We start from the raw sequence: 26392 nt of genomic DNA, 5'->3' as shown, positions 1-26392 counted from the left end.
AGTCTGTTGGCGTGATCGGCTAGTGTCCATGGCGCGATCGGCAGGCAGAATGGCAGCAACCGTCGAGGATCGTCAGAATTGGTTTGCACCTCGAATCGCGCGTCATGCCGTTGCCGAGCCAGCATGGCCATCCACTCTAGCCAGCCTCGCCGAGTCGTTCTTGAAGGAGGCCGGCAATGACGAACTCGGATCCATCTACATCAACAATTTTTCGCAAGCCTTCATAGGCCATTTCGAATACCGGGAGCTGGAGAGATGAAGAAGACAATTTTGATTACTGGGGCATCGTCGGGCTTTGGTTTGATGCTGGCGAACAAACTCCACAAGGACGGCTTCAACGTGATCGGCACCAGTCGTCAGCCGGAAAAATACGCGCGGAACGTGCCCTTCAAGTTGCTGCGCCTTGATATCGACGACGACACTTCTATCGAGTCGTTCACGCATGAGCTTTTCACCTATACGAAGCAACTTGACGTTCTCGTCAACAATGCGGGCTACATGGTGACGGGTATCGCTGAAGAGACACCGCTTGAAGTCGGGCGGCAGCAGTTCGAAACGAACTTCTGGGGAACGGTCAAGGTCACGAACGCCTTGCTCCCCTTCTTTCGCAAGCAAAAGAGCGGGCAGATCATCACCGTCAGTTCCATCGTTGGCTTGATCGGCCCGCCGAATCTGTCCTATTACTCGGCTTCGAAGCATGCGGTCGAAGGTTATTTCAAAGCCCTGCGTTTCGAGCTGAACCAGTTCAACATCAAAGTCAGCGTGGTCGAGCCGGTGTGGTTCAAAACCAACCTTGGACAAAATTCGGTTTCGTCTACAGGTGGCAATATCCCCGACTACGACGCTTACCGCAAACAGGTTCGTGCCGCCACGCAAAAAGGTATCGATGAGGCCGAGGCGCCTGATGCGGTTGTGCACACCATCACGAAAATGATCGGCACGAAAGAACCGAAGTTCAGCAATCCGGTTGGCAAGATGACGGGGATGATTCTTTTCCTGCATAGCTATGCGCCCAAGATGTTCGAAAGCTCGATTCTCAAGAGCGTCAGGACCGCCGGATAAGCACGCCGGAGGCGAGTAGAACGAACCGAACCGTCAAGCTAGAACGGTTATGGTTCAGAATATTCAATAAGGAGTATTGATGAAATATTACCTGTGCAAGTTCATTCCTCCGCGACCCGACTTTCTCGCGACAATGTCGGACGACGAGTTGAAGTTGATGAAGCGACATGGCGCCTTTCTCGATGAGTTGTTCGCGCAAGGCGTGATCGTGGCACACGGTCCTGTGATTGATGACACTGGTGGCTATGGTGTCTCCCTCTACCAAATTCCGGACGAGGATGACATTGCCGCTTTCACCTCACAAGATCCCATCGTGCAAAACGGCGTCGGTCACTACGAGCACTACGTCATGCTGCGTTTGACATCGCACAACTGACCCACTCTCTGTAAGGAAGTCTTCATGAAAATCCAAGGTTCTGTCGCGCTCGTTACGGGTGCCAATCGCGGACTGGGTGCAGCCTTCACCCGCGCCTTGCTTACCGCTGGCGCGGCCAAGGTCTATGCAGCAGCGCGCGAAGCGTCCACCGTCACCGCATCTGGCGTGGTGCCCGTACGGCTCGACGTGACTCGCGCCGATCAGGTCGAAGCGCTCGCCCGCGAATTGGGCGACGTCAGCTTGCTGGTGAACAACGCCGGCATCGGAGGCTCCGGCGCAGTGCTTGCACCATCATCGATCGATATGCTGCGACAGCAGTTCGAGACAAATGCCGTGGGGCCGTTACGGATGGCGCAAGCGTTCGCGCCGATCCTGGCGGCGTCTGGCAGTAGTGCCATGATCAATGTCATTTCCGCGCTCAGTTGGGCGACTCTGCCAGGCATTACCGGCAGTTACAGCGCATCGAAGGCCGCCGCTTGGGCCTTGAGTAACGCGATGCGGCAGGAATTAAGTGCCCAAGGCACAGAAGTTCTTTCGCTGCATGTCGCCTTCATGGATACCGACATGGCGCGGGGCGTACCCGGCCCCAAGGCTTCCCCAGACGAGGTTGCGCGTATGGCTCTCGCCGCATTAGAGGCCGGTCACTCAGAACTCTTGGCGGATGAGGTTACCCGCAGCGTACATGCTGGCCTGACGGCAGTGCCACCGATGTATCTAGGAATGCTTGGATGACGCCCGGTCCGAGGCGCGCCCCGAGCCACGGGAATGAGCTGCACCGGCTATCCTCTCTCTTGGGACGATGTTCGTTGTGTCCGGTGGAGGAGGCAAGTACGGTCACACTTACTCCAGCGTAGCCAATTCAACGGATTACTTCATCAGGCGGCCCGGCGCATCTGCGAAACGGCCCGCGCGCGCACCGCGAACGTCAGGATAACCGCACCGGCGAGCGCCGACGCGCCCGCAAGCACGAACGCACTTGCATACCCACCACCATACTGGACGAGCCAGCCGGTCAAGCTTGGCGACAGGATGCCTGCGAGATTCGCGAGCAGATGAACGAACCCGCCGGCCGAGCCGACGCGTTCGCGAGGCACGATTTCCTGCAGCAACGACCAGCAAGCCTGCGGTGCCATGAACGCGAAAAGGCTTGCGATCGCGATCAACGTGACGGCCGCGCCGAGCGAACTCACCCGTGACGCCAGCAGCACGCACGCCGCCGCCACCGCCAGCCCGACGACGATCACGATCTTGCGCGCGAACAGCACGTCGCCGGTGCGCCGGTAGATGCGGTCCGACACGGTGCCGCCGGCCACGAAACCGACGGTCGCGCCGAGCCAGGGCAGAATCCCGACGACGCTCATCTGCTTGATGTTTAGATGCTGGTAGTCGGTGAGATAGCTGGGCAACCATGACAGGAAGAAATAGAGCACGTAGTTGAAGCTGAAGAACGCGAGCGCGACGCCGAGCACCGGCCGCGACAGCAGATCGCGCAGCAGCGGACGCGCGGCGCGCTCGTCCGCATGCGCATCCAGTGAGACGCCGACCGTCCGGTCGGATGCGATCTCGCGCACCTCTTCCGGCGACACGCGCGGGTGGCTCGCCGGATCGTCGCGGAACAACGCCCACCACGCGGCCAGCCACACGAAGCCGAGCGTGGCGATCACGACGAACGAAACGCGCCAGCCAAACTGCAGCGCAACCAGGCCGACGATCGGCGCCGCGATCGCCGCACCGAGCGGCTGCCCGGCGTTGGTCCAGCCGACCGCGCGCCCCGCTTCGCGGCGCGGGAACCAGTTCGAGATCGCCTTGTTGGTGGTCGTCCCCATCGGCCCTTCGCCGATCCCGAACGCGACGCGCACGATCAGTAGGTGCGCGAACGACCCGGCGAGCGCGGTCGCGCCGCAGAACAGAGACCACACGCCCGCCGCGCACGCGAACACGCGACGCGGCCCGAACCGGTCCGCGGCCCAGCCGCCGACGAAGCAAAACACGCAGTAGCCGATGAAGAAGCTGCTGAACAGGATACCCATCTGCGCGTCGTCGATGCCGAGTTCGCGCTTGATGATCGGCGCGACGACGGACAGCGCCGCGCGATCGAGATAGTTCAGCATGCCGGCGCCGAACAGCAGCGCGCCGATCCACCAGCGGTAACGCGTTTTCATGTTGTCTCCTGTCGAGCCGGGCACGTGCCTGCGCATCCGCCCGGCTTCCTGATTTCCGATTGCGCCGCCACACCGGCAACGGCTTCGCGTGCGTGCGCCGAGCGCACCGTTCCTGCGTTCAACCGATCGTCGCGTGCGCGATCGTGTTGCGTGCCAGCACTGCTTCGTCCGGCAAGAAGCCAAGCCCGGGCACATCGGGCAAGCGCAGCCGCGCCCCGGGCCGCTGCCCGTCATGCAGCCGCTCGGGCCAGTCGAGATAGGGAATTTCGAGCGCTACATCGTCCGGTAGCGTCGCGACCACGTGCGCGGTCGCCAGCAGCCCCGCTCCGTAATAGAAACAGTGCGGCACAACCCGCACGCCGTGCTCCGCCGCAAGCGCGATCACTTCCGCGATGCCGGTCGGTCCACCGATCTTCGCGATGCTTGGCTGCGCGACGTCGAGCGCGCCGCGTTCAAACAGGTCGCGAAAGCCCGCGACGCCCGACGCGTTCTCGCCCGCCGCGATCGGCACGCCGGCGCCGCGCACACGCGCGATGCCGTCCGCGTCGTCGCAAGGCCACACCGGTTCCTCGATCCAGCCGAGCCGCAGGTCGGCCAGCTCGCTCACATGCCGCAGCGCGTCGCTCGCCGTCCACGGGCAGTTCACGTCGACCATCAGTTCGCTGCCGGCCGCCAGTGCCGCACGCGCGGCCGCGATGGCCGCACGTTGCGTCTCGTGCAGCTTGATGCGCCGAAACCCTTCGTCCGACGCCCGCCGCACGTGGCGCGCGACTTCATCGGGGTCGTTGTCGTAGTTGACCAGGCTCGCATACACGTCGATCTCCCCGCGATGGCCGCCGAGCCAACGATATAGCGGCACACCGGCCGCCTGCGCGGCGAGGTCGTGCAGCGCCGTGTCGATCGCGGACAATGCGTACAGCACCGGTCCGGTGCGGCCGAACGCATGCAGCGCGCGATCGGCCGCGTCACGCAATGCGGCGATCCCGTGCCGCGTCGGCTCGAATTCGGCGCCCTTGAACCAACGGCCAACCGGGCCTTCGAGCGCGGCGAACGTGACGGGATTGATCAGATGACCGAATGCTTCGCCCCAGCCAACGCGCCCTGCGTCATCGGTGAGCCTGACCAGCAGCGACTCCATGCGACGCAGCGAGCGGTCTGCGGCGTTATACGTGTCGGCGACGGTCGGTTCAACAGCGGCGACGGGACGGCGGCCCGCATCGAATGCGAGCGAGATGCGAATGACTTCGATGGTGACGATTTTCACGAACAGATTCCCGGTGCGGCGGGTCGGTGGCATGGAAGCGGCCGACGGCAGAAAGTGCGATGCAATGGCAGCTTTGCGAGGTCGTTCGATTGCGTCACGTCGGCTCCCACAATAGTCTGTCATCGTACAACTGGCACTATCCGGCGGCAACCTATATATCCTGACCTCTTCCCCTCAAAGACGGGATGATTTATACATAGGTACATCATACGACATCTTATGACTATTACAGGCGGAAAAATGGAACCGCGGGCGCCGGGCCGATGGTGAACGGGACCCGGGTCGGCATCGCCTGCGTCGATGGCCAAGCCAGCCTGGATCGGTCAGCGATTCGATCCGTCGAAGTTCACCAGTTCGACCCAGTTCGCGCCCTTGCCGACCGGATATTGGCCGAGCGTGGCAAGCCCGCCCGTTTTCGCGTCGATGCGATAGAGGCTCAACGTCGGCGACAGCTGCCCCACCGCGAGCAGATACCGTCCCGACGGATCGATGTTGAAGCCGCGAGGCTGCTTTTCGGTCGCGTACGTGCCGATCCGCACCAGCTTGCCCGTGGCCGTATTCACGCGATAGGCGCCCAGCGTGCTCGAGGTTCGTTCGGAGATGAACAGGAAGCGGCTGTCCGGTGTGAGATGCAGATCGGCTCCCCACGGCTTGTCACCCTTGAAGTCGGGCGGCAAGATCGAAATCGTCTGGACCGGCCTGATGGTGTCGTTGGCCCGATTGAAGGCAAGCACGTGCAGCTTGCCGTCGAGCTCGTCGATCAGGTAGACGAAGCGATGATCAGCGGAAAACACGAAATGGCGCGGCCCCGAATCCTTCGGCAGGGAATACGCGGGCTGCGCGTCCTCGGTGAGCGTGCCGGTGCTGGCGTCGAACTTGAGACGCAACCACGCGTCGGCGCCCAGCACCGATGCGAACGCATAGCGGTTGTCCGCCGACACGCGGATGGCATGCGCCATCGGCCCGGTCTTGACGGTCTGCTGCACATTGGCCGCCACCCCGTTCGCGCCGATGCGGTTCACCGCCAGCAGATTGCCGCCGTACGACGCCGAAATCAGGTAGCGGCCGGTCATGTCGGTCGACAGGTATGCCATGCTTTCGGCGAGTGGCGCACGGCCCAGTTCGACGAGGTCGCCGTCGAGCGGATTGATGGCGAAACTCACGACGCTGTAGGGCTTGGAGCGCAGCCCCGCATACAGACGACGATGGTCGGGCGAGAGCGCCATCGGCATAACGGTACCGTTCACGGGCACGGTTTCGACCGCGGCGAGCGTGCCGGCCCGTGCGTCGAGGCGGAACACCGAGATGTCCTGGCTGTCGGCGTTCGAAACGTAGGCGTACGTCGCCGCGTGCACGGCGAAAGATGCGGCCAGGCCCGAGAGCGCCAGCGCCACGCGGCGCAACTTCATCGTCGTTTTCATTTCGTCCTTTTGTTGGTGAAAGCCGTCAAGCTTCGCCGAGACGGAATACCGCCACGGCGTCCTTCATCGATTGCGCCTGATGCTCCAGCGCATCCGCGGCGGCGGCGGCCTGCTCGACGAGCGCCGCATTCTGCTGCGTGACTTGATCCATCTGGCTCACGGCGACGCCCACCTGCTGTATGCCGGCGCTCTGCTCGCTCGTCGCCGACGACATTTCCACCAAGATGGTCGCCACGTTGCGCACGGCGCCCACGATCTCCTCCATCGCCGCGCCCGCTTCGGCCGCGAGCGCGTTGCCGTTTCGCACCTCGTTCATCGAGGCGCCGATCAGTTCCTTGATCTCGCGCGCCGCGCTGGCGCTGCGCTGCGCGAGCGTTCGCACCTCGCCCGCGACGACCGCGAAGCCACGCCCCTGTTCGCCCGCGCGCGCCGATTCGACGGCCGCATTCAGCGCGAGAATGTTGGTCTGGAACGCAATGCTGTCGATCATGTTCGTTATCTCGGCGATCTTGAGCGCGCTTGCACTGATATCCTGCATTGTCCGGACCACGCGGCCGACCACGTCACCGCCCCGGCGCGCGAGGTCCGCCGTGCCGCTCGCGAGCGTGCTCGCCTCGGTGGCGTTCGCCGCGTTCTGCCTGACCGTCGAGGTCAGTTCCTCCATGCTCGCGGCGGTTTCCTCGAGCGACGCCGACTGCTGCTCCGTGCGGCTCGACAGGTCGAGATTGCCGGCGGCGATCTCGCGTGCAGCCGTGTGGATCGCGTCGCAGCTGTCTCGCACGCCGCTCACGGTGCGCGAGAGTCCGTCGCGCATCCGCCGCATGGCCGCAAAAAGCAGGCCGATTTCGTTGCGGCCCGCCTCGGGCACGCGCACAGTCAGATCGTTCGACGCGATGCGGTCGAGCACCGCCACCGCTTCGCCGAGCGGGCGCGTCACGATGCGCGTGAGCGCGACGTGCGTGACGACCATCAGCGCAAGCGCCAGCCCGACGCCCACCACCACGAAGCCCAGGATCCACCGGTAGCGCGCGTTGCCGTCGTTGAGCGCCTGTTCGGTCAGGGTGTTCGCGAGTGTCTGCAGCTTCTCGACGTTTTCCGAGTACACCATGCCCGCGCGGGTGACATCGCGGTCGTTGATGGTCACGTAGCCGGCAGTGTCGTTATTGCGCAGCGCGTCGGCCGCGCGCGCGATAAGGGCCGCAAGCCGGTCCGACGACGCCACGAGCTGTCGTTTGAGCTCCGAATCCATGCCGTCGAACGCACTTGCGTCGCGATATGCGCTGGTTTCGCTCGCGGAGCGTTCGAAGGTGCGATTCGCGCTCTGCAAGGCCGAATCGCGCGCCGCCGTGTCGTTGCGCTCTTTCAGCGCGCTATAGGCGCGCACCAGCGCCGAACGCGTGCGGGTGCTGTCCTTGTATGCGTCGTTGACGAGGATGGTTTGGCGCGAAATCTCATGCAGGCGCTGCGCGTTCGCATCGGCCATTTGCAGCGACACGATGCCGGCGATGCCGCCAATCACGATCACCACCCCAAACATCGTCAGTGCCGCGAGCAGGCTGGCTCGCACCGTCATGTTGCGCATCTTGGTTCCTGTCTCTGCTTGGTCATCAGCCGCGGTGACGGCACGTGGGCCGTCCCGGGCATCAGCCACGCACGTTCTGGCATTGTTGGGTGGATTGCGGGGTGCGTTACGTGGTGACCCGCGTATGGGTCGCGAAATTTGATATGTGACATCGTACTTCTTATACACGATTTTCGAGCTGTGCCACAGGAAACCTCTCCCCCTTTTGAGGTTGACCGAAATCCGCCTAAACCCCGGTGAACCTCATATGCCGCATGGAAGGCAATAATAACGCGCAATCTGACGGCTTGTTCTTAGGGTAGACACGGACGGGAGCGTTGGTGCATTCAGCGATAATATCATCGTGTCATCGTATGACAACGGCCCTGGCGACGGTATCACCTCATCGACAAGATCACAAGAAAAGGACGGAGACAGCAGTGACCGACAACGACTTCGATACACAACCCGGCGGCACCGTTCGGCATCCCTCCATACCCGGGATCACTCGACGCCATTTCCTCGGCTACGGCGGTGCCCTGATGGGCAGCGCCCTGCTCGGCGCTTGCGGTGGTACCGACAACACTCCGCCCCCCGCCAGCGTGCCTGCGGCGGATCCGATCTGGGGGCCGAGTGGCCTGGCGACCAACATCATCGCCTCGCTGAATGGCATCGCGCAGTCGTCGTTCCCTGCCCTAGATTTCCAGGTTGAGGCCTACGGCGCCCAGCCGTGTTCGGTCGTTGCGCAAACCAGCCCGTATACAGACGCCGCCAAATCGCCGCTCAGCCCCGGCGCCGGCGCCACCCCAGGTGCTGGAGCGGTGGATTCGCGTCCAGCCTTCCTGGCTGCGATCGCAGCCTGCTCGGCAGCGGGCGGCGGACGCGTGGTGGTGCCGGCCGGCGCTTGGTACTGCGCGGGGCCGATCGTGCTGCAGAGCAACGTCAACTTTCACCTGAGCGCGAACTGCACGATCTTCTTCAGCCAAAACCCGGCCGACTACGCCAAGGACGGCCCCGTCGACTGCGGCGCCAACGGCAAGCTGTTCTACAGCCGCTGGCAGGCCAACGACTGCCTGAACTTCGGCGCGCTAGTGTACGCACGCAACGCCAGCCATATCGCGCTTACCGGCGAAGGCACCACCTCGATCCTAAACGGGCAGGCGATGACGCCGTTCGCCGGCTCGGGCAACACTGCCACCTGCTGGTGGACCTACAAAGGCAACACGGGTGTCTACGGTTGCGCTGGCTCCTCCACGCCGTCGCAGGCCTATACGAACCCGAACAACGTTGACCTGAAAACGGCCGCGCCCGGTATTCCGGACGCTTTGTATTCGCTGCTGACCAATCCGGCCACGCCGTGGCAGCAGGATCAGAACTACCTGCCCGCGCTGTCCGAGGCCGGTGTGCCGGTAGCGCAGCGCATCTTCGGGCTGGGCCATTACCTGCGGCCCTGCATGGTGGAATTCATCGGGTGCACCGACGTCCTAATGGAGAACTATCACACCCAGAACACGCCGTTCTGGCAGCACCATCCGACCGACTGCACAAACGTGGTGATTCGCGGCGTGATGGCCGACAGCATCGGCCCGAACAACGACGGCTTCGATCCCGATGCCTGCACTAACGTGCTGTGCGACGGTATGATCTTCAACACAGGTGACGATTGCATCGCGATCAAGTCGGGCAAGGATCTCGATACGCAATACGGCGCGGCACGGAACCACGTGGTGCAAAACTGCACCATGAACAGCGGCCACGGCGGCATCACACTCGGCAGCGAGATGGGCGGCGGCATCGAGAACGTTTACGCGCGCAACCTGACGATGCTGAACCAGCACTGGGCGACCAATTCGCTGAACATTGCTATCCGCATCAAGACCAACATGAATCGCGGCGGTTTCGTGCGCAACTTCTATGTGAACGGCGTGACACTGCCGAACGGCGTGAGCCTGACGGGCGGCGGCTACGGCAGCAAGATGCTGGCCGGCAGCCCGATCAACAGCACCGTGCCGCTCGGCGTGGCAACCTTGGCGTCGGGCAATCCGTCGGCATCGCAGGGCGGCCTGATCACGTTCGATTGCGACTACCAACCCGCCGGCGATGCGATCCGGACGCGCCCGGCGCTCGTGCAGAACGTCAACATCACTAACGTGAAGGCCACCAACGTCACGCTCGGCAGCGCGACCGGCTCGTGTTTCCAGGCGATCGTCGCGCAAGGCCCGGTGGCGTTCGACTACAACGGTCCGGCGCCGACCCCGACGATTCCCGCCATCACCGGCGTGACCATCTCGAACTGCGACTTCGGCTCGCCCACCGCAACGGGGCCGGCCAGCACCACCACGCCGGGGCCGATCTATGCGTGGAACGTGAACGGCATTAGCCTGCAGAACGTGTCGATCGCGGGGCAACTCTACAACACCACGATCACCGACCTTCGCTGATCCCCACGGAACCGCGCACGTGGATCTCACGCGGAAGTACCCGGGGGCCGGGCCGGCCCCCGGACGACGTTCAGCAGGCAGCCTTCCAACGATTCGCCGGTCGCCTGTTGCCGCGCGCCACCAGTCAATCGGCCATGCCTGCAATGACTCAACGCGACCAAAAGTTGGACGACGAGCCCTGAGGCCAGACGCTGACGCAACCCTACGCGCTGCTGCATGACATGCTGTACGTGAAAACGAGGCAGGGTCACGGTGACTTGCTCGACTGCTTCGATCTTGAACTCATCCGTGTACCGCTTGCCGCTCATATCGACCTCCTCGGTTGCCATAAATTATGGCTCGAAGATGTCTACGAAAGGCTGGCCGGTCCAGGCGCGAGTCGCCTGTCCATATCTCATTGGTTTTTATCGGCCGGTGCGTTGGCGGCGATGTCCAACTACAGCGCAGCGAGCGGCGATCAGGTCACCGGCGCAGGATTGAAGAGAACCAGAGCGTTATGGAGCTTCAGTTTTTCAGCGCACGTCTGTTTGCGTCCGCTCGCGACGTCGAGCAGCAGCTTGAACAACTCCCAGCCCACATCTTCGATCGTTGCAGTACCGGTCGCGATCGTGCCTGCGTTCACGTCCATCAGGTCGTGCCAGCGACGTGCCAGGTCCGAACGGGTTGCGACCTTCACGACGGGCACCTCGGCGAGGCTATACGGCGTACCCCGGCCTGTTGTGAAAACGTGCAGATTGATCCCGGCTGCCACCTGCAACGTGCCGCAAATAAAATCGCTCGCGGGTGTCGCAGCGTAGATCAGCCCTTTTTGCCTGACCTTTTCGCCCGGCGCGAGTACGCCAGATATCTGCGAATTGCCGGACTTGATGATCGAGCCCATCGCCTTTTCGACAATGTTCGACAGCCCGCCCTTCTTGTTCCCCGGCGTCGTGTTGGCGCTACGATCCGCTCCGCCGCGCTTCAGATAGTTGTCGTACCAGTCCATCTCCCGAATGATCGCAGCGGCAACTTCGGGATTAGCGGCGCGCCCTGTGAGCTGACCGACACCATCGCGCACCTCGGTCACCTCCGAGAACATGACCGTGGCACCCGCGCGCACGAGAAGATCGGTGGCGAAACCAACTGCCGGGTTTGCGGTCAGGCCAGAAAAAGCATCGCTGCCACCGCACTGAACGCCCAATACCAGGTCTGAAGCCGGACAGGTTTCCCGGCGCCGGCTATTCAGCCGGATCAGGTGACCTTCAGCCATCCGAATGATCGATTCGATCATTGATTCAAAACCGACATGGGCGTCGTCCTGCAGCACCACGACGTCACCATTCACGTCCGAAGGCAGGTCACCGACGTCCGCGACGTCATCCGCTTCCGTAACAGTCGCAATAGGAATCGTCCCGGGAGGCATCAGACGCTCGGGCTGCAGTTTCTCGCAACCAAGGCTCACCATCATGACTTCGCCGCCGAAGTTCGGATTGAGCGCGATGTTGCGTACTGTACGGATCGGCACCACTGCATCGGGAGCGTCAATCGCAACCCCGCATCCATACGTGTGCCCGAGGCTGACCACGTCATCGACGTTCGGATATTTCGGCAACAGCTCGCTCTTGATCCGGGTCACGGCGTGCTGAACGACGTCTGCAACACACTGAACAGTCGTAGTAATCGCAAGAATGTTGCGTGTACCGACCGAACCGTCGCTATTGCGGTAGCCCTCGAACGTGTAACCCTCCAGAGGCGGCATAACCGGCGCCTTGATGGTCGCGATCGGAAGATCGTCGAGGCCGGGAGGGGTTGGAATCCGGATGACGTGCTCGTTCACCCAGCTTCCCTTGGGCAGCGCCTGGCTCGCATACCCGATCACAACGTTGTACCGGACGACCTCATCGCCCTCAGCGAAATCCTTCAGCGCGACCTTGTGGCCTTGCGGCACCCGTTCGCGAAGTGCCAGACCATCTGGGAAAGTCGCTCCCTCCCCCAGTCCCCCGTCATTGACAACGATCGCGACGTTGTCATTGGGGTGCACGCGAATATAAAGCGGTGTCTGTTCCATTTGCATCTTCCTCTGAGCGGCGGGGTTCGCCCAATGACCCTGCTTAGTTTTACGTCATCATACAACGTACAACCTCTTTTTGGATACCTATTTACCCTGGGAAATCTCTGAAAACCGCCATTTCCAGTTGCTCAGCCGAAAGCCCAGTTGTACGATGACATATAAGCAGCAACCGAAATCGAACCGAATTTCTTGGAACGCCCCATCATGACCACTCCGCAAGAACTCAAGCAAATCGTCTCCGACGGCCTCCTCTCCTTCCCGGTCACGGACTTTGACCAACAGGGCAATTTCCGCGCCGATACGTACGCAAGCCGCCTCGACTGGCTCGCGCCTTACGGCGCAACGGCACTGTTCGTAGCGGGCGGCACGGGCGAATTCTTCTCACTTACGCGTGATGACTACACAGCCGTCGTCCGTACGGCGACCGAAGTCTGCAAGGGCAAGGTGCCAATCCTCGCAGGGGCGGGTGGTCCGACGCGCGTTGCCATCGAGTACGCGAAAGAAGCGGAGCGCAATGGCGCGCAGGGCATCCTCCTGATGCCGCATTACCTGACGGAGGCCTCGCTCGACGGGATCGCAGCGCATGCCGAGGAAGTGTGCAAGGCAGTGCCCAATCTGGGCGTGATCATCTATAACCGGGCCAATTCGAAGCTGAACGCTGACATGCTCGAGCGCCTCGCCGATCGCTGTCCGAATCTGATCGGGTTTAAGGACGGTGTCGGCGACATCGAAAACATGGTGACGATCCGTCGCCGCCTGGGTGAGCGGTTTTCCTATCTCGGCGGCCTGCCGACGGCTGAAGTTTATGCAGCCGCGTATAAGGCCCTCGGCGTTCCGGTCTACTCGTCCGCCGTCTTCAACTTTATTCCGAAGACCGCCATGGACTTCTATCGTGCAATCGCATCGGACGATCACGCAACGATTGGAAAGCTGATTGACGACTTCTTCCTTCCTTACCTCGCAATCCGTAATCGCCGTGCGGGTTACGCAGTCAGCATCGTCAAGGCGGGCGCAAAGCTCGTTGGCCACGATGCCGGCCCGGTTCGCGCTCCGCTCACGGACCTCAACGACGAAGAACTGAGCCAGCTTGACGCTTTGATCAAAAAGCTCGGCGCGCAGTAAGCACGCCACGAGGAGACAGGCGGGGCTAGCCGCGCAGTTATGCCCAACAGCGACACAGGCACCCCGCTCGCTTTAAACAGAGGAAGATCGTCATGGAAATGAGCCGCACGGCAAATCCCGCGGACGCACTCAAGCGTACGAAGGTCCGCCACGTCATTCTGGCCCTTATTTTTGTCATCACGACATTGAACTACGCAGATCGCGCGACCTTGTCGGTCACCGGATCTGCAATGCGGGGAGAGTTCGGCTTCGATGCGGTCAAGATGGGATACATCTTTTCCGCATTTAGCTGGGCCTATGTTCTCTGTCAGATTCCAGCCGGCTGGCTGCTCGATCGCTTCGGAGCACGCCGAGTGTATGCCGCGAGCATCTTCCTCTGGTCTCTCTTTACATTGCTTCAAAGCTCGATCGGCCTGGCAGGGAGCGCCGCATCAGCGGTAACCACGCTATTCATGTTGCGCTTTGTCATGGGGGCCGCTGAGGCGCCGGCGTTCCCTGCAAATGCCAAGGTCGTAGCGAGCTGGTTTCCTACAAAGGAACGCGGTACTGCCTCCGCTATCTTCAATTCGGCGCAATATTTCGCAGCTGTCGTGTTTACTCCGCTGATGGCGTGGATTACCCACGCCTTCGGCTGGCATTACGTCTACGTCGTCATGGGCTTTGCCGGACTGCTGCTAGCAATAACGTGGCTCAAGGTCATGAAAAACCCGGTGAACCATCCGGGCGTCAATAAACCGGAGCTCGAGTATATTGACCAGGGCGGTGGCCTCATTCACGGCCGAAAACTAGCCGACGCCGGTTCGCGCAGTCATCGCGGTGGCTGGGGCGTTGTGCGGCAACTGCTGGGCAATCGCATGCTGCTCGGCGTGTATCTCGCACAATTCTGCATTAACGTGCTTACCTATTTCTTCCTGACGTGGTTTCCGATCTACCTCGTTCAGGCCCGGCACATGACTATCCTCCAGGCAGGGCTCATCGCTTCCCTGCCGGCCATCTGCGGGTTCGGTGGCGGCGTTCTCGGTGGCGTGTTGTCGGACACACTTATACGACATGGTCGCTCGCTCACCGTCGCACGAAAGACGCCGATCGTTGGCGGCATGCTGCTGTCGTGCTGCATCGTCGGATGCAACTACGTCAATACCGATTGGGTCGTCGTTGCCCTTATGTCGCTTGCCTTCTTCGGGAAGGGTCTGGGCGCACTTGGATGGGCTGTGGTCGCAGACACCTCACCCAAGGAAGCGATTGGCCTGTCTGGATCGATCTTCAACATGTTTGGCAACGTTGCCGGTATCGTCACCCCCATTGTGATCGGGTATCTCGTCGCACGGTCTGGTGGCTCGTTTAACGGCGCCCTGGCTTTTGTAGGTGCCAATGCGCTGATTACAGTGTTCTGTTATCTCGTCATCGTTAAAGAGATCAAGCGCGTAGAGCTTAGTCACGACTAGTCCAAAGTTACTGGAGCAGGAGAAGTCCATCGGCAAACAAGGCGAGATCGCCCATAAGCTAATGTACGTCGACCTGGTGATCCTCGACGAACTGGGCTACCTGCCGTTCAGCCAAACCGGTGGCGCATTGCTGTTCCACTTGCTCTCGAAGCTGTATGAACACACGAGTGTCGCGATCACCACCAACCTCAGCTTCGGTGAGTGGGCGACCGTGTTCGGGGACGCAAAGATGACGACGGCGCTGCGGGACCGCGTCACCCATCACTGCCACATCGTCGAAACAGGCAATGAATCATGGCGCTTCAAGTCCAGTTCTGCCAAGGCGAAGGCAACCAGAAAGAGAGCAGCAAAAGCAGCAGGCAGTGAGGAGTTATCCACACCGGAATAGATGTACTACGCTGTCTCGGGGTGGGTCAAGATTCAGTGGAAATCAACACGCCAGCGTCGCGGCGTTGATGGCTTCGGCCGTCATCGGACCGTTGCCGAACTGCTCGAGCAACTCGGCCGGAATCGCCGGCAGAGCCGCGGCTGGGCTTTCGGTTTGCGAGGCATAAACTCTCCTTGGGAGCATGTTATGCCTTAAACACAAAATTCCTGACAGGCCCGAGCGGCGGCATGGTTTGGCGCATCACGCGAGACCTAGGCGGAAGCCCTATCGCAACTCGACATTAGGGCATCCGTCGTCACTCCCCTGGACCTAATAAAAGCGACCCTGCTGCATGCGACCGCCTATTCGGGTATTCCGCATCGTCTCAGCGCGTTCAATGCCGCGCATGAGGTGCTGGTGGCGGAGGGGGTGTTGAAGTAACGACGCGGTTGAAGCCGGGGGTTCCGTCATCGGACACCCCGGCATGGGCAAGCGCTCGCGCCCGCCGTCATCACAGCGCGTTCGGCGCCCCCTTCCCGTCAAGCACCGCCGCGACGTTGTCGAGCGCGGTAAACCCCATCTGGTCGCGCGTCTCGACGGTCGCGCTCGCCATGTGCGGCGACAGAAACACATTGTCGAGCGCGGCAAAGCGCGGATCGATGTTGGGTTCGCTCCGGTAAACGTCGAGCCCCGCGGCGAACAGCCGATGCGACGTCAACGCATCGTAAAGCGCATCCTCGTCGACGAGACTGCCGCGCGCCGCATTCACGAACACGGCACCGTCGCGCAGCAAGCCGAATTCGCGGCGGGTCATCAATGGCGTGCCGCCGCCGGGCACGTGCAGCGTGAGGATGTCGCACTGCGGGAGCAGCGTGTCGAGATCCGCGCAATAGCGCGCGCCGGCCTCGATCTCGGGCGGTGCGGGACGTCGGTCGGTATAGACGATCTTCATCCCGAAGCCGCGCGCGCGCTGCGCGACCGCACGGCCGATCCGCCCGAAACCGACGATTCCGAGCGTCTTGCCGTTCACGCGCGTGCCGAGCATGTCGGTCATGCCGAACGACTTTCCCCACCCCGCGCGCACGATACGCTCGTACTCCGATGCACGCCGGCACGCGGCAAGCACCAGCAGCATCGTGAAATCGGCCGTGCAGTCGGTCAGCGCATCGGGGGCGTTGCTGACCGCGATTCCGCGTGCGCGTGCGGCGGCGACATCCATGTGGTCGTACCCGGCGCTCGCGTTCGCGATGATCTTCACGCTCGGTGGCAATGCTGCGATGTGCTCGGCCTGCAGCCCCGATTTCTTGCCGATCAGCACCGCCGGCGTCTCGTAGCGATTGCAGAACTCGACGACGGACGACGCGTCCATGTCGGCGTCCGTTACATACGCGTTGAATTCGGATTCTGCGCGTGCGGCGACTGCGGCGGGAACGCGTCGCGCAACCAACAGGCGGGTGCGATTGTTGTCAGGCATGGTCTCGTCCTTGGGTCGGAAAACGGAACACAGCCTACGAAGCGCAGTCGGCGCAGGTCAATATTGATTGGTTCGATCAACATGTTCGCGCGGCATTGAGCGACCGGATACTCGACCGATTCCGATCATGTCCTCTGCTATGCGCGATGCCTTGCCGGCGCGCGAACGGCGCAGTCGCGAGCTCAGGAAAACCCTGACGCCAGCCCGTCGTGACGGGGCGGTTGATGTTGATTGAAAGAATCAAGATTGCTGCGAAATCGTCGCCGCGCAATGCTTTTTGCATGTTCAACGGACTGAAGACGAGGGCGTGAAAATGCAGGCAGAGAAAAGAATCGCGGCAGTGACGGGCGCCGGCACCGGCATCGGACAGGCAGCGGCGGTAGCGCTCGCGCAAGCCGGTTTCAGCGTCGCGCTGCTCGGCCGGCGCATTGATCCACTACTCGCGACGCAGGAGATCGTCGAGCGGGCAGGCGGCGTGGCCGCGGTCATTCCGACCGACGTTTCCGACGAGGCATCGGTCGATGCGAGCTTCACGCGGATTGCGCATGACTTCGGCCGCCTCGACGTGCTGTTCAACAACGCGGGCCGCAACGCAGGCGCCGTGCCGCTCGACGATTATTCGCTTGAGTTCTGGAACGACGTGGTCGCCACCAACCTGACCGGCGTGTTCCTGTGCGCCCGCGCCGCGTGGCGCCAGATGAAGCGCCAGACGCCGCAAGGCGGCCGCATCATCAACAACGGTTCGATCTCCGCGCACACGCCGCGCCCGAACACGATCGCGTACACGGCCACGAAGCACGCGGTCCTCGGCATCACGCGTTCGCTTGCCCTCGACGGTCGACCGTTCAACATCGCCTGCGGCCAGATCGATATCGGCAACGCCGCGACCTCGCTCACGGAGCGCATGGACAGCGGCGTGCTGCAGGCCGACGGCCGCATCGCGCCCGAGCCGCGCGTCGACGTCGTGCATGTCGCGAGCGCGATCGTGCAGATGGCGAGCCTGCCGCTCGAAGCGAACATTCTGAACATGACGATCATGGCAAGCGCGATGCCCTTCGTCGGACGCGGCTGACCGGACGCGCGCCGGCACACGCGGCAGGTGCACCAGCACAACCATCACAAAACAGGAGACGACATTGAAAACCGCTGAAGAACAGGTTTCGGTCATGCGCGGGTTCGACGCGCACGCAGGCGCCGCCAGGCGATCGCGGGTGCGCTACGGCGTGCTGTCGATGCTGCTGGTGGCCACCGTCCTCAACTACGTCGATCGCTCGGCGCTCGGCATCGTCGCTCCGGCGTTGTCGAAGGATCTCGCGCTTACCCGCGTGCAGATGGGCGAGCTGTTCGCGGTGTTCGGCCTCGCATACTCTATCGCGCTGCTGCCGGCAGGCGTGCTCGCCGATATGCTGGGCTCGCGCGTCGCGTATGCGCTGTCGCTCGTCGGATGGTCGCTGGCGACGCTCACGCAAGGGCTCGCGCACGGCTATCACATGCTGCTCGGTTCGCGGCTAGCGATGGGCGCGCTCGAAGCGCCCGCGTTTCCGTCGAACGCGCGCGCCGTGACGATGTGGTTCCCGGTCCAGGAGCGTGGCTTCGCGACGAGCGTGTACGTGATGGGTCAGTACATCGGCACGCCGCTCTTCACCGGGCTGCTGCTGTGGATCTCATCCGCGTTCGGCTGGCGTACCGTGTTCTTCGCGACCGGCGCGTTCGGCATTCTGTTCAGCGTCGTCTGGTACCGGCTCTATCGCGATCCGTCGCGCCATCCACGCGTCAACGCGGCCGAGCTGCAGTACATCACCGAAGGGCAGCCGGTAGTGACCGCGCGCGACCGATTCGACTGGTGCATGGCGCTGCGCCTGCTGGGCTATCGGCAGATCCTCGCGATCTGTCTCGGCAAGTTCTGCAACAACACGCTGCTGGTGTTCTTCACGACCTGGTTCATGACCTACCTTGTCGAGGAACGGCACATGTCGATGATCAAGGTCGGTTTCTTCCAGGCGATGCCGTTCATCGGCGCGACGCTCGGTATCCTTATCGCGGGCTATTTGTCCGATCTCTGCATCCGGCGCGGCGTATCAATGTCGTCGTCGCGCAAGGCGCCCCTCGTGATCGGTACCTTCCTCGGCGCATCGATCGTGCTCGTCAATTTCGTGCAGTCGAACGCGCTGGTGATCGCGATCCTAACCGTCGCGTTCTTCGCACAGGGAATCGGCTCGATGTCGTGGGCGGCGGTGTCCGAGATCGCGCCGAAACGCTATGTCGGGCTCACCAGCAGCATCACGAGCCTCGCCGCGAATATCGCAGCCGTCACCACGCCGCTGATGATCGGCTACGTGACGCAGCACACCGGCAACTTTTTCTGGGCGCTGAACCTGATGGGTGCGATCTGCCTCCTCGGCACGCTGTCGTACTCGGTGCTGCTCGGCAAGCTGTCGCGTATCGAGCTCTGACCCGGTTCGCCCCCTTTTACGCTCCACTGCACGTACCGCACACGACCATGATCGAATTCAAATGGGATCACCTGCAACTCTGCTCGGCTGATGCCGAGGCCACCGCCGCGTGGTTCGCGCGCTGCCTGAACGCCGAAATTGTGCGGCGCCCCGGCCGCGTCGACCTGCGGATCGGGGCGATCAACCTCTTCATCACGGCGCTGCCGGACGCATGTCCGGCGATCGTGCCGGACGGCGCGCGCATGCAAGGGATCGACCACTTGGGCGTGCTTGTCGAGGATCTGGATGCGGCTTACGCGCATCTGGTCGACAACGGCGCGGAGATCGTCCAGCCCGTCACGCGGATCCGCGCCGGCGTGCGCGGCTGTTTCGTGCGCGCGCCCGGCGACATCCTCGTCGAGGTGCTGGAGCGGCGCCCGGCCGAGATGACATTCAACTGAACCCGGTCTATAGTCGGCGCAAGCGGCCGCGCACCGGCCGCATCCTCATCACGACTCCCCATGCAGAACTGGATCACCCTGACGGAAGCGGCGCGGCGGCTCGGCGTGCGGGCGCAGACCGTCTACGCGTACGCGAGCCGCGGCAGCATTGCCGTGATGCAGGATCCCGACGATCCGCGCAAGAGCCTGTATCGGGCCGAGGATGTGGTCGCGCTGTGCCGCAAGAAACAGGTCGGCCGCAAGCGAGCGGCGCTCGCGGCCAGCACGATCTTTGGCGCCGAGCCGTGCATCTACAGCGGCATCACCACGTTCTCGAAAGGACGCGCGTGGTATCGCGGGCGCGACAGCGTTCAGCTCGCAGACACCGCCACGCTCGAGGAGACGGCCGCGCTGCTCTGGCAGGCCACCACGCCCGTGTCGTTCGATCCGCCCGCGTTGGCACTACCGCCCGGCGAGCGAGACCGGCAATGCGCGTTCACCATGCTCGCGACGCTGGCCGCGCACGGGCACTCGACGCTCGGCCGTCTCGACAGCGCACTGCACATCGAGGCCGGGCAGCTCGTCGCGATCGTGTCGCGCGCGTTCGGCGCGCACGACGATGCCGGCGCAAGCCCGCTTCACACCCATCAGCGGCTCGCGGCCGGCTGGGGCCTCGACAGCCATGGCGCAGACCTGTTGCGCCGCGCGATGGTGCTGGTCGCCGATCACGAGATCACGAGTTCGGCATTTGCCGCGCGCATCACCGCATCGACCGGCGCGTCGCTGGCAGGCTGCCTGCTGACGGGGCTCGCGACGTTGTCGGGGCCGCTGCACGGCGACGCGTCGGGACGCGTACGTGCGGTGTTCGACGACGTGCAACGATTGGGTGCCGAGCGCGTCGTCGATCATCACCTGAAGTCCGCGATCCCGATTCCCGGTTTCGGCCATCATCTTTACCCCGACGGCGATCCGCGCGCGGACGCGCTGCTTGCGCGGCTCGATCCGCCGACGGAACTCGCGCACTTCGTCGACAAGGTCACGACGCTCACCGGCCAGCGGCCGACCATCGATGTCGCGCTGGCGATGCTGTCGGTGCAGCTTCAGTTGCCGCGCGATGCGGCGTTCGGGCTGTTCTCGATCGCGCGCAGCGTCGGACTGCTCGCACACTGCATCGAGCAGCTGCGCGTCGGCAAGGTGATCCGGCCGCGCAGCCGCTATACGGGGCCGACGCTCGACGATCGGCATCTGCGGCCCGCCGCTGACGACGACGGCAAACAGACGAAAGTCGGCGTGATCAACAAGAACCGCCTGTTCAAGGTGGTGGAGTAACCTGCCGGACAACCGTAAACCAGATTTAGATTATCTCCGTTTGCGAATAAAAGTTGTCACTGGCCGCGGCTGCGAAGACCGGTGTCAACTCCTCCGCGGCGCCGTCAGTGGCGGTCACGCGTTGTGCCAAACCTGAACTTGAACCGACAATCGTACCGTAGCGATAAGGTTCCCTATCCTGCTTGCGCATGCAGCCCAACGTCAGGAGCTGTACGAGACAGCGAATGGCCATTCTGGCGCGCCGCGAACGACTCTGAACGACCCTGAGCCGCCGTACTGGCTCAGATAACTGTAACGACCGCTTTCAAAGTGCAACTGCCACTGCTCCGCGGAGTGATGGGCGCTTCATCGGCCGGAGCGGTCACCCGCGTAGAGGAACTGACGAGACCGCGCTGGGCCAGTAACTGGGACGTTTGTTCTTAAATCCACTCAATCATCGGGACCGTAATGAACCACCAAATTGATCAATCTGGCTGAGCGCGATAGTGTGGGCTTCTATCACTGTGGGTAGTCGGGTCTTGATGGCTCACTTCAATGAGGGCCGTGAGGCTGAGTAGTTCCGTGCGCGTCGCCCTAATCGAGTAAGGACGCAAGTGATGGGGTTTTGACAATCCACCGAGCGTTCATCCACAGAGCAAGCAAGCCGGGACTCGGAGGGTGCTCTCCAATCGGGGGTAATGAAAGTGTCTCCAACAGATAGCCATCCAGAGCGGTTTCACTGCCCCTCTCGAAGCACGTCATCGCGATCTTCATCTCCACTCCACTTCGCCGACCAGTTTCAAACTCCGCGCGCAACAGTTTGGGTCGGAAGAAGCCGCCGACTAGCCCTGACTGCAATTTTTCTTTCGGCGCGATCACCAACACCGGATACCGCACACTTGCCCCAACGATTGAGGCGGCAGGGTTACTGCGACCTTCTTGCTGTTCGGCGCAGATATCGTGAAGGAAACGAAGAACCCTATAGTCAACATGATTCTCAGCGTCAAGTAGGCTCAGCGGTTTGGGGACTATGCAAATAATGCTGTTACCACCCGCTGTACCGTTTGACATGATGTACCCAGCCGGCAGGTTCGCCTCCAAGCCACCATCGAGCAACCGTCGGTCGCCAACTCGCAGCGATCTAAATAATCCCGGCAACGCAGCCGATGTCATCGCCGCGATACGTGCGTCCAAAGGGGGATGCTCGCCTTGCATCAGTTCTGCATGCCTGTTCCCTTTGGCGATCGAGAACGTAGCTAGTCTCCCCCAATCCCATGCCGGGGGTTGCTCGTTGACCGCCACATCCGCCATGCAGAAATAGCAATACCAGCTCGCACAGGTTTCGACACTTGGCAGCATCCGTGCTGCCCAGCGAATCGGGAAAACTCCAGGGATTCGGTCGATAAGGCGCAGCCGTGCGGTGAATCCCAAAATCGGTAGCAGCAGGAGAAGACACAAAAGCAGATGAAAATACCAGCGTCCAGCAACCGCGATCCAACCAGGGAACGCTAGCCAGCGGCTTGCTACAAGCGCAGCCGCCGTAAGAAACACCCCCCCCAAAAAGCAACTCGCGACAAGCGCAATTCGACGGGCGAACGCCAGCCAGTGGCTCAGCATGTGCGCCGCCACCTTGTCCGTGGGCGCAGTAGATGCCCATAGTGCATTAATCGCACCCGCACTGGTGCCGAACATCGCAGTAGGTTTAATCGCTCCGGACTCGATAAGCTCGGCGAGGACCCCCGCTTCCCAAGCCCCTTTCGCCCCTCCTCCCTGGATACAGATGCAGGACTGCCAGCGGTCTCCATTTATCGCCCCACGTGCCTCATGCTTCCAAAAATCACTCACTTTCTCGCACCCCGATTATTCTTTGTTGCGCAGCAAGCTACGACAGCTCTGCTGAAGCAAAGGGCAGATTGCCCGACGGTCCGGGAATTTTACATATTGCGGACGGACGTTGGCCGAAGACGCACCGGCCACCATCATGGTCGAAATGGCTGGTTGCGGGGCACAGCCGCCGGCCGAACGTCCACGCAGCCGTCCGATCAAACGTCGCTTCCTGGCCGAACGCGGCCGGCCGCCGCCCTGTGACGCACGACCGGCGCAGATCGACCCACAAGCGACCTTCGGACTTCTCCAAAGCAGCCTTTCGACGTCGCTATATGCATGCGTCCGACAAGATGCTGTGTCTCGGCCACGAAGCTTCCTTTGATAAATTCAGTCTGGCTGATCTCCGAGGATCTCAGGAACAAGCGAGTTGCTGGCAACGAATGCCGCTCACGGGATCTGCCTGCCCGGACCGTAGCGATGCGGTCAGGGAGCGGTCAGAGAGCGCGCATACCCTAAACCTCGCGTCATAGAAGGCAGGGCCAGCGTTAAGCGTGCGCAGCATCTCCGATAGAACAAAAGCAGATGACACAGCGCCGACGAACGGAACCGCGACTGACTTGCCTGCGACCAGAACGCGACCGCATTCGTCCGGCGCAAGCGCGCCGTAGCCCTGGTTCGCCTCCGCCCGGCGACGCGCCCGTTCTTCCCTTTCCCGGCGCGCCTGCGCGCTCTCAAGTGGCCACAAGTCAGCCGCAGGCCGCCGGTTCGGCCACGTATGCACAGCTACGGAATCGAAAGTTCCGACTTCGCCGCCCAAGCCCGAATCGAAGATCAACGGAAAGCCCGCTTGGGTTAACCACTGACGCGCCTCGTTGTCGTCGAATCCCGACAGCGCAATCACGGGCTCACGATCACTTCGACGATAATTCCCATCTACGAACCGCTCAATCAGCCGGGTATCGAATCCGCGCTTCATAAGCCATTCCGACACCACACGGGTCTTGGGGTGTCCGAGCGTGTCGCCATTCAATAGAGCGCCCGTTTCCAGATTCGGCGATTCGACCAGGTCGTCGTCGCATAGATAGATTCTTGAGCCTTTGGTGGTAGAAAGCGGCAGACATGCGAGTGCCCAAAGGTAGGCTTGTCCAAGGTGGCCCAACCCGAAGCAGGAAAGCTCCACCGGGGCTTCGTCAATGGCGCCCCCAATCGAGTCGGACGAATCATCCGGCAAGTCCGGTCGCCACAACGAAAATCCGATGGCGCGGCGTGCAGCCGCTACGCTAATACGCGCGAACGAAGCAAACACCTCGCCCACCGCCACGGCTGCAGCGGCAAGCGGTGCCAGCGCACACCATGGACGCTCAGGAAGCCGCGCGACCTGCGCCGCAGGCCCGACACTCACTTTCCAGCCATCAAAGGTAATGCGTAGGGAAAGCCTTCGCGGGTTCGCATCACCCAGCAGGATGTGAACCCGGTCGGGATCGACGCCTTCAAGGTGACGCTGCCCACCGAGTTCCTCCAGCGCGTTCCCCAGCGTCGACTGCAAGCTGACGCGCACGAGTGTCCGTGCCGCCCATACGCTGTCCGGCGCGATCACCTGCACCGGAGCAGCAAAGCACTTTACGGCGAGATTTACCACCGTAAGGAGCGCCACCTGCTTTGCATGGGAATTTGCAACGTCGGCGCCGACTACGATTTGCAATCGGCGAGCCGCACGTGCGATCCGGGATTCTTTCGGTGCGGTCCCGTCACGGTCAAGCCAGATTTTGTCGATACGGGACAAATTGCCTGGAAGCTCCGATATTTCGATCATTGCATCACCACAAGGAGAGACGCACGGGGGCATTCGCATTCCCTGCGTCGAAAGACTGCCACTGGCGCTTCCCGAGAAAGCGGTGAATGCCCACCCTCGAAAGCGACCACAACGACGTGTCGCCGAAGCTCGGCAGGATCAAGGCGACGTGCCCGGCGATCGGGATCATCGGGTTGGCTTTGTCTACCGAGCTCTGCCGGACATCCGGCGTCGGGTGCGTATGCACGTCAGCTAGCACATGCAGCCCGCGCCTGTTGCAGACTTCCCACAAAGAGGAGAAGCCCGTCCGATGGAACTCGACGATCCCGTGACTCAGCGCCTTGGGGTCCAGATCGTCATAGCAAATGAAATCGACGACCTGGCGCTTGGGGGCATTCTGCCGACCGAGGAGAAACGCTCCGGATTCCCGTCGGCCGCGGCTACGTGAAGCGAGCTGGCGCACCAGCCGACGCCACAGCATGAGCGGGATTTCGATCTGGTCGCTATTGGCCAAGATAGTCCTCGCAGTTGAGCCAACGATAGATGAGCGTGATGAAATCAGTCAGCTTCACGGTCGGATTCCATGCATCCTTCGTCCAGGGGTGTCCCGGAATCGCGAGCCGGTCGTAATGGTGATAGAAACCACGACCAGGCGCGGCCCATCCGGCGACCTTGAACACTGACGCAACGGTAGAACCGGATCGCCGTTCAGTTTCACCGGACTCAAGCGGACGTAATCGGCAACGCGTGAGTGCAAGATCAGCGCGCGAAAGCCACAGAGGCGCCCGTCTGGATGTGCTGTGAGTGCGCGCTCGAGCAGGCGATAAAGTTGTCGTCGGTTGACGCCCGTGCTCTGCTCGATCTCCTTGATCGGCGCGCCGCGCGCATACTGCTCGATCGCTGTCGTACGCGCCCGGATCGATTCCCGTTCGGCAGCATCGAACTCGGTCCACGCGACGGTCGGCCAGGTCGACGGATCCAGCGTTTGAAATTCCGCCTTGCGACGTGCCATCATGTCGCCTCGGTTGCGGCGAAGCGCGTCAGCAACGACAGCGGCTCGGTACGCAGGTCGACCGCGTCGACGTGCCCTGCATGCAAGAGCCCGAAAACCGCCGCACGGACCAGCGCCGGATCGCCGACCGAGAACTCGCGCTCGATCTCGAGCAAGGTATGCGGTATCGTCACGAAAATTTCGACTGCGCGTAGGAGCGAAGACGAGACCAACCCGCGCGCCGCGACCAGACAGGGCAGCATGTGCCGCCAATTATCGATCCAGGCGCGTGCGGCCGCGAGGTCGGTTGATGTCACCAAACGGATGGGTATGCCCTTGAGTTCGTCATCAGGGCGCGCAGCTGGTTGCGGCTTTTCCGCTAGCGAATCGGACAGGATGACCAACTCTTCGCGGTTGGCATAGCGGACCCAAAAATCGGCGAGGTAGCGCTGTCCGCTGAGCTGCGCGTAACCCGGCCGCTCGCAAAACGATTGGACCGCCGGATCCGCTTCGATCAGCAGCCACAGTTCAGGCGCGCCGCGTTGGAACAGCGTCAGTCGGCGATTGAGTTTGAGGCTGAAGGCGTCCAGCCGGGGTGCACCGCGCGGGCGCGGCGTCGTAACCGGCCGCATCGCGTGCCGGGAATCGTCCATAAGATCAGAGCCTTACGGTCGGGCTTCGAAGTCCATGACGGGAGTTGACAAATTTAATCCGGACATATGCGAATTGACGACATTATTTTGGTGAGACTGTCAATAAAGTCGTAAGCGTGTCCCCAGCACCGTCTCGACTGGGTGAAAAGAAGTTGCCAGAGTAGTCCCCACCAAAGTAGTGGAGACCAAATTGGCAACAGACGC

At 62.2% G+C, this 26392-nt stretch carries 23 protein-coding genes and 2 pseudogenes; 13 read left to right on the top strand and 12 right to left on the bottom strand.

Features of this window, described 5'->3' with window-relative positions; genetic code table 11:
* The first annotated feature begins 49 nt into the window (after nucleotides 1-49).
* The 4 genes from ABIC51_RS35115 to ABIC51_RS35100 all read left to right on the top strand — a co-directional run bounded on the left by ABIC51_RS35115 (nucleotide 50) and on the right by ABIC51_RS35100 (nucleotide 2170).
* Nucleotides 50-259, top strand: a complete 210-nt coding sequence (locus ABIC51_RS35115) for a hypothetical protein (RefSeq protein ID WP_124920132.1) — start codon at nucleotides 50-52, stop codon at nucleotides 257-259.
* Entirely contained in the window at nucleotides 256-1062 is an 807-nt protein-coding gene (locus tag ABIC51_RS35110; protein ID WP_354006929.1) for an SDR family NAD(P)-dependent oxidoreductase, read from the top strand. Before ABIC51_RS35115 ends, ABIC51_RS35110 begins: the two co-directional genes overlap by 4 nt.
* A gap of 79 nt (nucleotides 1063-1141) precedes the next feature.
* Nucleotides 1142-1438: a YciI family protein gene (locus ABIC51_RS35105; protein WP_011548563.1), complete on the top strand. Its 297-nt coding sequence runs from the start codon at nucleotides 1142-1144 to the stop codon at nucleotides 1436-1438.
* Nucleotides 1439-1462: 24 nt separating this feature from the next.
* Entirely contained in the window at nucleotides 1463-2170 is a 708-nt protein-coding gene (locus ABIC51_RS35100) for an SDR family oxidoreductase (RefSeq protein WP_011548564.1), read from the top strand.
* A gap of 143 nt (nucleotides 2171-2313) precedes the next feature.
* Here ABIC51_RS35100 and ABIC51_RS35095 read toward each other — a convergent pair whose 3' ends face one another.
* From ABIC51_RS35095 to ABIC51_RS35080, 4 genes are all read right to left on the bottom strand, one after another.
* Complete coding sequence (locus ABIC51_RS35095) at nucleotides 2314-3600, bottom strand: MFS transporter (protein WP_041489432.1); 1287 nt, start codon at nucleotides 3598-3600, stop codon at nucleotides 2314-2316.
* Between the two features lie 118 nt (nucleotides 3601-3718).
* On the bottom strand, nucleotides 3719-4864 hold the full coding sequence (locus ABIC51_RS35090) for a mandelate racemase/muconate lactonizing enzyme family protein (RefSeq protein ID WP_354006928.1): 1146 nt from the start codon (nucleotides 4862-4864) through the stop codon (nucleotides 3719-3721).
* Nucleotides 4865-5187: 323 nt separating this feature from the next.
* On the bottom strand, nucleotides 5188-6285 hold the full coding sequence (locus ABIC51_RS35085; RefSeq protein ID WP_027791953.1) for a lactonase family protein: 1098 nt from the start codon (nucleotides 6283-6285) through the stop codon (nucleotides 5188-5190).
* A 25-nt stretch (nucleotides 6286-6310) separates the two neighbouring features.
* On the bottom strand, nucleotides 6311-7867 hold the full coding sequence (locus ABIC51_RS35080; protein ID WP_027791954.1) for a methyl-accepting chemotaxis protein: 1557 nt from the start codon (nucleotides 7865-7867) through the stop codon (nucleotides 6311-6313).
* A 521-nt stretch (nucleotides 7868-8388) separates the two neighbouring features.
* On the opposite strand from ABIC51_RS35080, the gene ABIC51_RS35075 reads away from it, so the two are divergent.
* Complete coding sequence (locus tag ABIC51_RS35075; protein WP_334054300.1) at nucleotides 8389-10287, top strand: glycoside hydrolase family 28 protein; 1899 nt, start codon at nucleotides 8389-8391, stop codon at nucleotides 10285-10287.
* Nucleotides 10288-10313: 26 nt separating this feature from the next.
* Here ABIC51_RS35075 and ABIC51_RS35070 read toward each other — a convergent pair whose 3' ends face one another.
* Nucleotides 10314-10616, bottom strand: coding sequence for a hypothetical protein (locus tag ABIC51_RS35070; protein WP_051363319.1), 303 nt, complete (start codon nucleotides 10614-10616; stop codon nucleotides 10314-10316).
* A gap of 128 nt (nucleotides 10617-10744) precedes the next feature.
* Nucleotides 10745-12334 (bottom strand): galactarate dehydratase, encoded by a 1590-nt coding sequence (gene garD / locus ABIC51_RS35065; RefSeq protein ID WP_027791956.1) that lies wholly within the window; start codon nucleotides 12332-12334, stop codon nucleotides 10745-10747.
* 207 nt (nucleotides 12335-12541) lie between these two features.
* Between garD and kdgD the strand changes: the two genes are divergently transcribed.
* From kdgD to ABIC51_RS35045, 4 genes and pseudogenes are all read left to right on the top strand, one after another.
* A complete protein-coding gene (gene kdgD / locus ABIC51_RS35060; RefSeq protein ID WP_027791957.1) occupies nucleotides 12542-13459 on the top strand; it encodes a 5-dehydro-4-deoxyglucarate dehydratase in 918 nt (305 codons plus the stop codon).
* A gap of 92 nt (nucleotides 13460-13551) precedes the next feature.
* Nucleotides 13552-14904, top strand: a complete 1353-nt coding sequence (locus tag ABIC51_RS35055) for an MFS transporter (protein WP_027791958.1) — start codon at nucleotides 13552-13554, stop codon at nucleotides 14902-14904.
* 10 nt (nucleotides 14905-14914) lie between these two features.
* A pseudogene (locus ABIC51_RS35050) lies at nucleotides 14915-15292 on the top strand (ATP-binding protein); the annotation flags it as partial.
* Nucleotides 15293-15604: 312 nt separating this feature from the next.
* Nucleotides 15605-15712 (top strand): annotated as a pseudogene (locus tag ABIC51_RS35045) (carboxymuconolactone decarboxylase family protein); the annotation flags it as partial.
* A gap of 70 nt (nucleotides 15713-15782) precedes the next feature.
* On the opposite strand, the gene ABIC51_RS35040 reads toward ABIC51_RS35045, so the two are convergent.
* Nucleotides 15783-16745: a 2-hydroxyacid dehydrogenase gene (locus ABIC51_RS35040; protein ID WP_174416004.1), complete on the bottom strand. Its 963-nt coding sequence runs from the start codon at nucleotides 16743-16745 to the stop codon at nucleotides 15783-15785.
* A 313-nt stretch (nucleotides 16746-17058) separates the two neighbouring features.
* Between ABIC51_RS35040 and ABIC51_RS35035 the strand changes: the two genes are divergently transcribed.
* The 4 genes from ABIC51_RS35035 (at nucleotide 17059) to ABIC51_RS35020 (ending at nucleotide 20946) form a co-directional block, all read left to right on the top strand.
* A complete protein-coding gene (locus ABIC51_RS35035; RefSeq protein WP_059542991.1) occupies nucleotides 17059-17817 on the top strand; it encodes an SDR family oxidoreductase in 759 nt (252 codons plus the stop codon).
* Between the two features lie 94 nt (nucleotides 17818-17911).
* Nucleotides 17912-19198 carry an MFS transporter gene (locus tag ABIC51_RS35030; RefSeq protein WP_011548569.1) on the top strand — a complete coding sequence of 429 codons (1287 nt, stop codon included), beginning with the start codon at nucleotides 17912-17914 and terminating at the stop codon, nucleotides 19196-19198.
* Between the two features lie 47 nt (nucleotides 19199-19245).
* Complete coding sequence (locus tag ABIC51_RS35025) at nucleotides 19246-19638, top strand: VOC family protein (protein ID WP_011548570.1); 393 nt, start codon at nucleotides 19246-19248, stop codon at nucleotides 19636-19638.
* A gap of 60 nt (nucleotides 19639-19698) precedes the next feature.
* Nucleotides 19699-20946 carry a citrate synthase family protein gene (locus tag ABIC51_RS35020; RefSeq protein ID WP_011548571.1) on the top strand — a complete coding sequence of 416 codons (1248 nt, stop codon included), beginning with the start codon at nucleotides 19699-19701 and terminating at the stop codon, nucleotides 20944-20946.
* Nucleotides 20947-21519: 573 nt separating this feature from the next.
* On the opposite strand, the gene ABIC51_RS35015 is transcribed toward ABIC51_RS35020, so the two are convergent.
* From ABIC51_RS35015 to ABIC51_RS34995, 5 genes are all read right to left on the bottom strand, one after another.
* Nucleotides 21520-22770, bottom strand: coding sequence for a patatin-like phospholipase family protein (locus tag ABIC51_RS35015; protein ID WP_080982014.1), 1251 nt, complete (start codon nucleotides 22768-22770; stop codon nucleotides 21520-21522).
* Between the two features lie 394 nt (nucleotides 22771-23164).
* Entirely contained in the window at nucleotides 23165-24565 is a 1401-nt protein-coding gene (locus ABIC51_RS35010) for a BilD N-terminal domain-containing protein (RefSeq protein WP_175804056.1), read from the bottom strand.
* 4 nt (nucleotides 24566-24569) lie between these two features.
* On the bottom strand, nucleotides 24570-25058 hold the full coding sequence (locus tag ABIC51_RS35005; RefSeq protein WP_054928399.1) for a Mov34/MPN/PAD-1 family protein: 489 nt from the start codon (nucleotides 25056-25058) through the stop codon (nucleotides 24570-24572).
* Nucleotides 25048-25224, bottom strand: a complete 177-nt coding sequence (locus tag ABIC51_RS40950) for a DUF7665 family protein (RefSeq protein ID WP_495525237.1) — start codon at nucleotides 25222-25224, stop codon at nucleotides 25048-25050. Before ABIC51_RS40950 ends, ABIC51_RS35005 begins: the two co-directional genes overlap by 11 nt.
* A gap of 331 nt (nucleotides 25225-25555) precedes the next feature.
* A complete protein-coding gene (locus tag ABIC51_RS34995; protein ID WP_054928400.1) occupies nucleotides 25556-26188 on the bottom strand; it encodes a hypothetical protein in 633 nt (210 codons plus the stop codon).
* Between the last annotated feature and the right edge of the window lie 204 nt (nucleotides 26189-26392).

The sequence above is a fragment of the Burkholderia sp. 572 genome, assembly GCF_040545135.1.
GTDB classification, from domain to species: domain Bacteria; phylum Pseudomonadota; class Gammaproteobacteria; order Burkholderiales; family Burkholderiaceae; genus Burkholderia; species Burkholderia cepacia.
The sequence above is the reverse complement of the archived record's forward strand: the minus strand, read 5'-3'. Positions and strand labels throughout refer to the sequence as shown.

Bases quoted from the DNA above. Each gene is read 5' to 3' on its own strand.
- ABIC51_RS35115 (WP_124920132.1), top strand. From the start codon at position 50: ATGGCAGCAACCGTCGAGGATCGTCAGAATTGGTTTGCACCTCGAATC.
- ABIC51_RS35110 (WP_354006929.1), top strand. From the start codon at position 256: ATGAAGAAGACAATTTTGATTACTGGGGCATCGTCGGGCTTTGGTTTG.
- ABIC51_RS35105 (WP_011548563.1), top strand. From the start codon at position 1,142: ATGAAATATTACCTGTGCAAGTTCATTCCTCCGCGACCCGACTTTCTC.
- ABIC51_RS35100 (WP_011548564.1), top strand. From the start codon at position 1,463: ATGAAAATCCAAGGTTCTGTCGCGCTCGTTACGGGTGCCAATCGCGGA.
- ABIC51_RS35095 (WP_041489432.1), bottom strand. From the start codon at position 3,600: ATGAAAACGCGTTACCGCTGGTGGATCGGCGCGCTGCTGTTCGGCGCC.
- ABIC51_RS35085 (WP_027791953.1), bottom strand. From the start codon at position 6,285: ATGAAAACGACGATGAAGTTGCGCCGCGTGGCGCTGGCGCTCTCGGGC.
- ABIC51_RS35080 (WP_027791954.1), bottom strand. From the start codon at position 7,867: ATGCGCAACATGACGGTGCGAGCCAGCCTGCTCGCGGCACTGACGATG.
- ABIC51_RS35075 (WP_334054300.1), top strand. From the start codon at position 8,389: ATGGGCAGCGCCCTGCTCGGCGCTTGCGGTGGTACCGACAACACTCCG.
- ABIC51_RS35070 (WP_051363319.1), bottom strand. From the start codon at position 10,616: ATGGCAACCGAGGAGGTCGATATGAGCGGCAAGCGGTACACGGATGAG.
- garD (WP_027791956.1), bottom strand. From the start codon at position 12,334: ATGGAACAGACACCGCTTTATATTCGCGTGCACCCCAATGACAACGTC.
- kdgD (WP_027791957.1), top strand. From the start codon at position 12,542: ATGACCACTCCGCAAGAACTCAAGCAAATCGTCTCCGACGGCCTCCTC.
- ABIC51_RS35055 (WP_027791958.1), top strand. From the start codon at position 13,552: ATGGAAATGAGCCGCACGGCAAATCCCGCGGACGCACTCAAGCGTACG.
- ABIC51_RS35040 (WP_174416004.1), bottom strand. From the start codon at position 16,745: ATGCCTGACAACAATCGCACCCGCCTGTTGGTTGCGCGACGCGTTCCC.
- ABIC51_RS35035 (WP_059542991.1), top strand. From the start codon at position 17,059: ATGCAGGCAGAGAAAAGAATCGCGGCAGTGACGGGCGCCGGCACCGGC.
- ABIC51_RS35030 (WP_011548569.1), top strand. From the start codon at position 17,912: ATGCGCGGGTTCGACGCGCACGCAGGCGCCGCCAGGCGATCGCGGGTG.
- ABIC51_RS35025 (WP_011548570.1), top strand. From the start codon at position 19,246: ATGATCGAATTCAAATGGGATCACCTGCAACTCTGCTCGGCTGATGCC.
- ABIC51_RS35020 (WP_011548571.1), top strand. From the start codon at position 19,699: ATGCAGAACTGGATCACCCTGACGGAAGCGGCGCGGCGGCTCGGCGTG.
- ABIC51_RS35010 (WP_175804056.1), bottom strand. From the start codon at position 24,565: ATGATCGAAATATCGGAGCTTCCAGGCAATTTGTCCCGTATCGACAAA.
- ABIC51_RS34995 (WP_054928400.1), bottom strand. From the start codon at position 26,188: ATGGACGATTCCCGGCACGCGATGCGGCCGGTTACGACGCCGCGCCCG.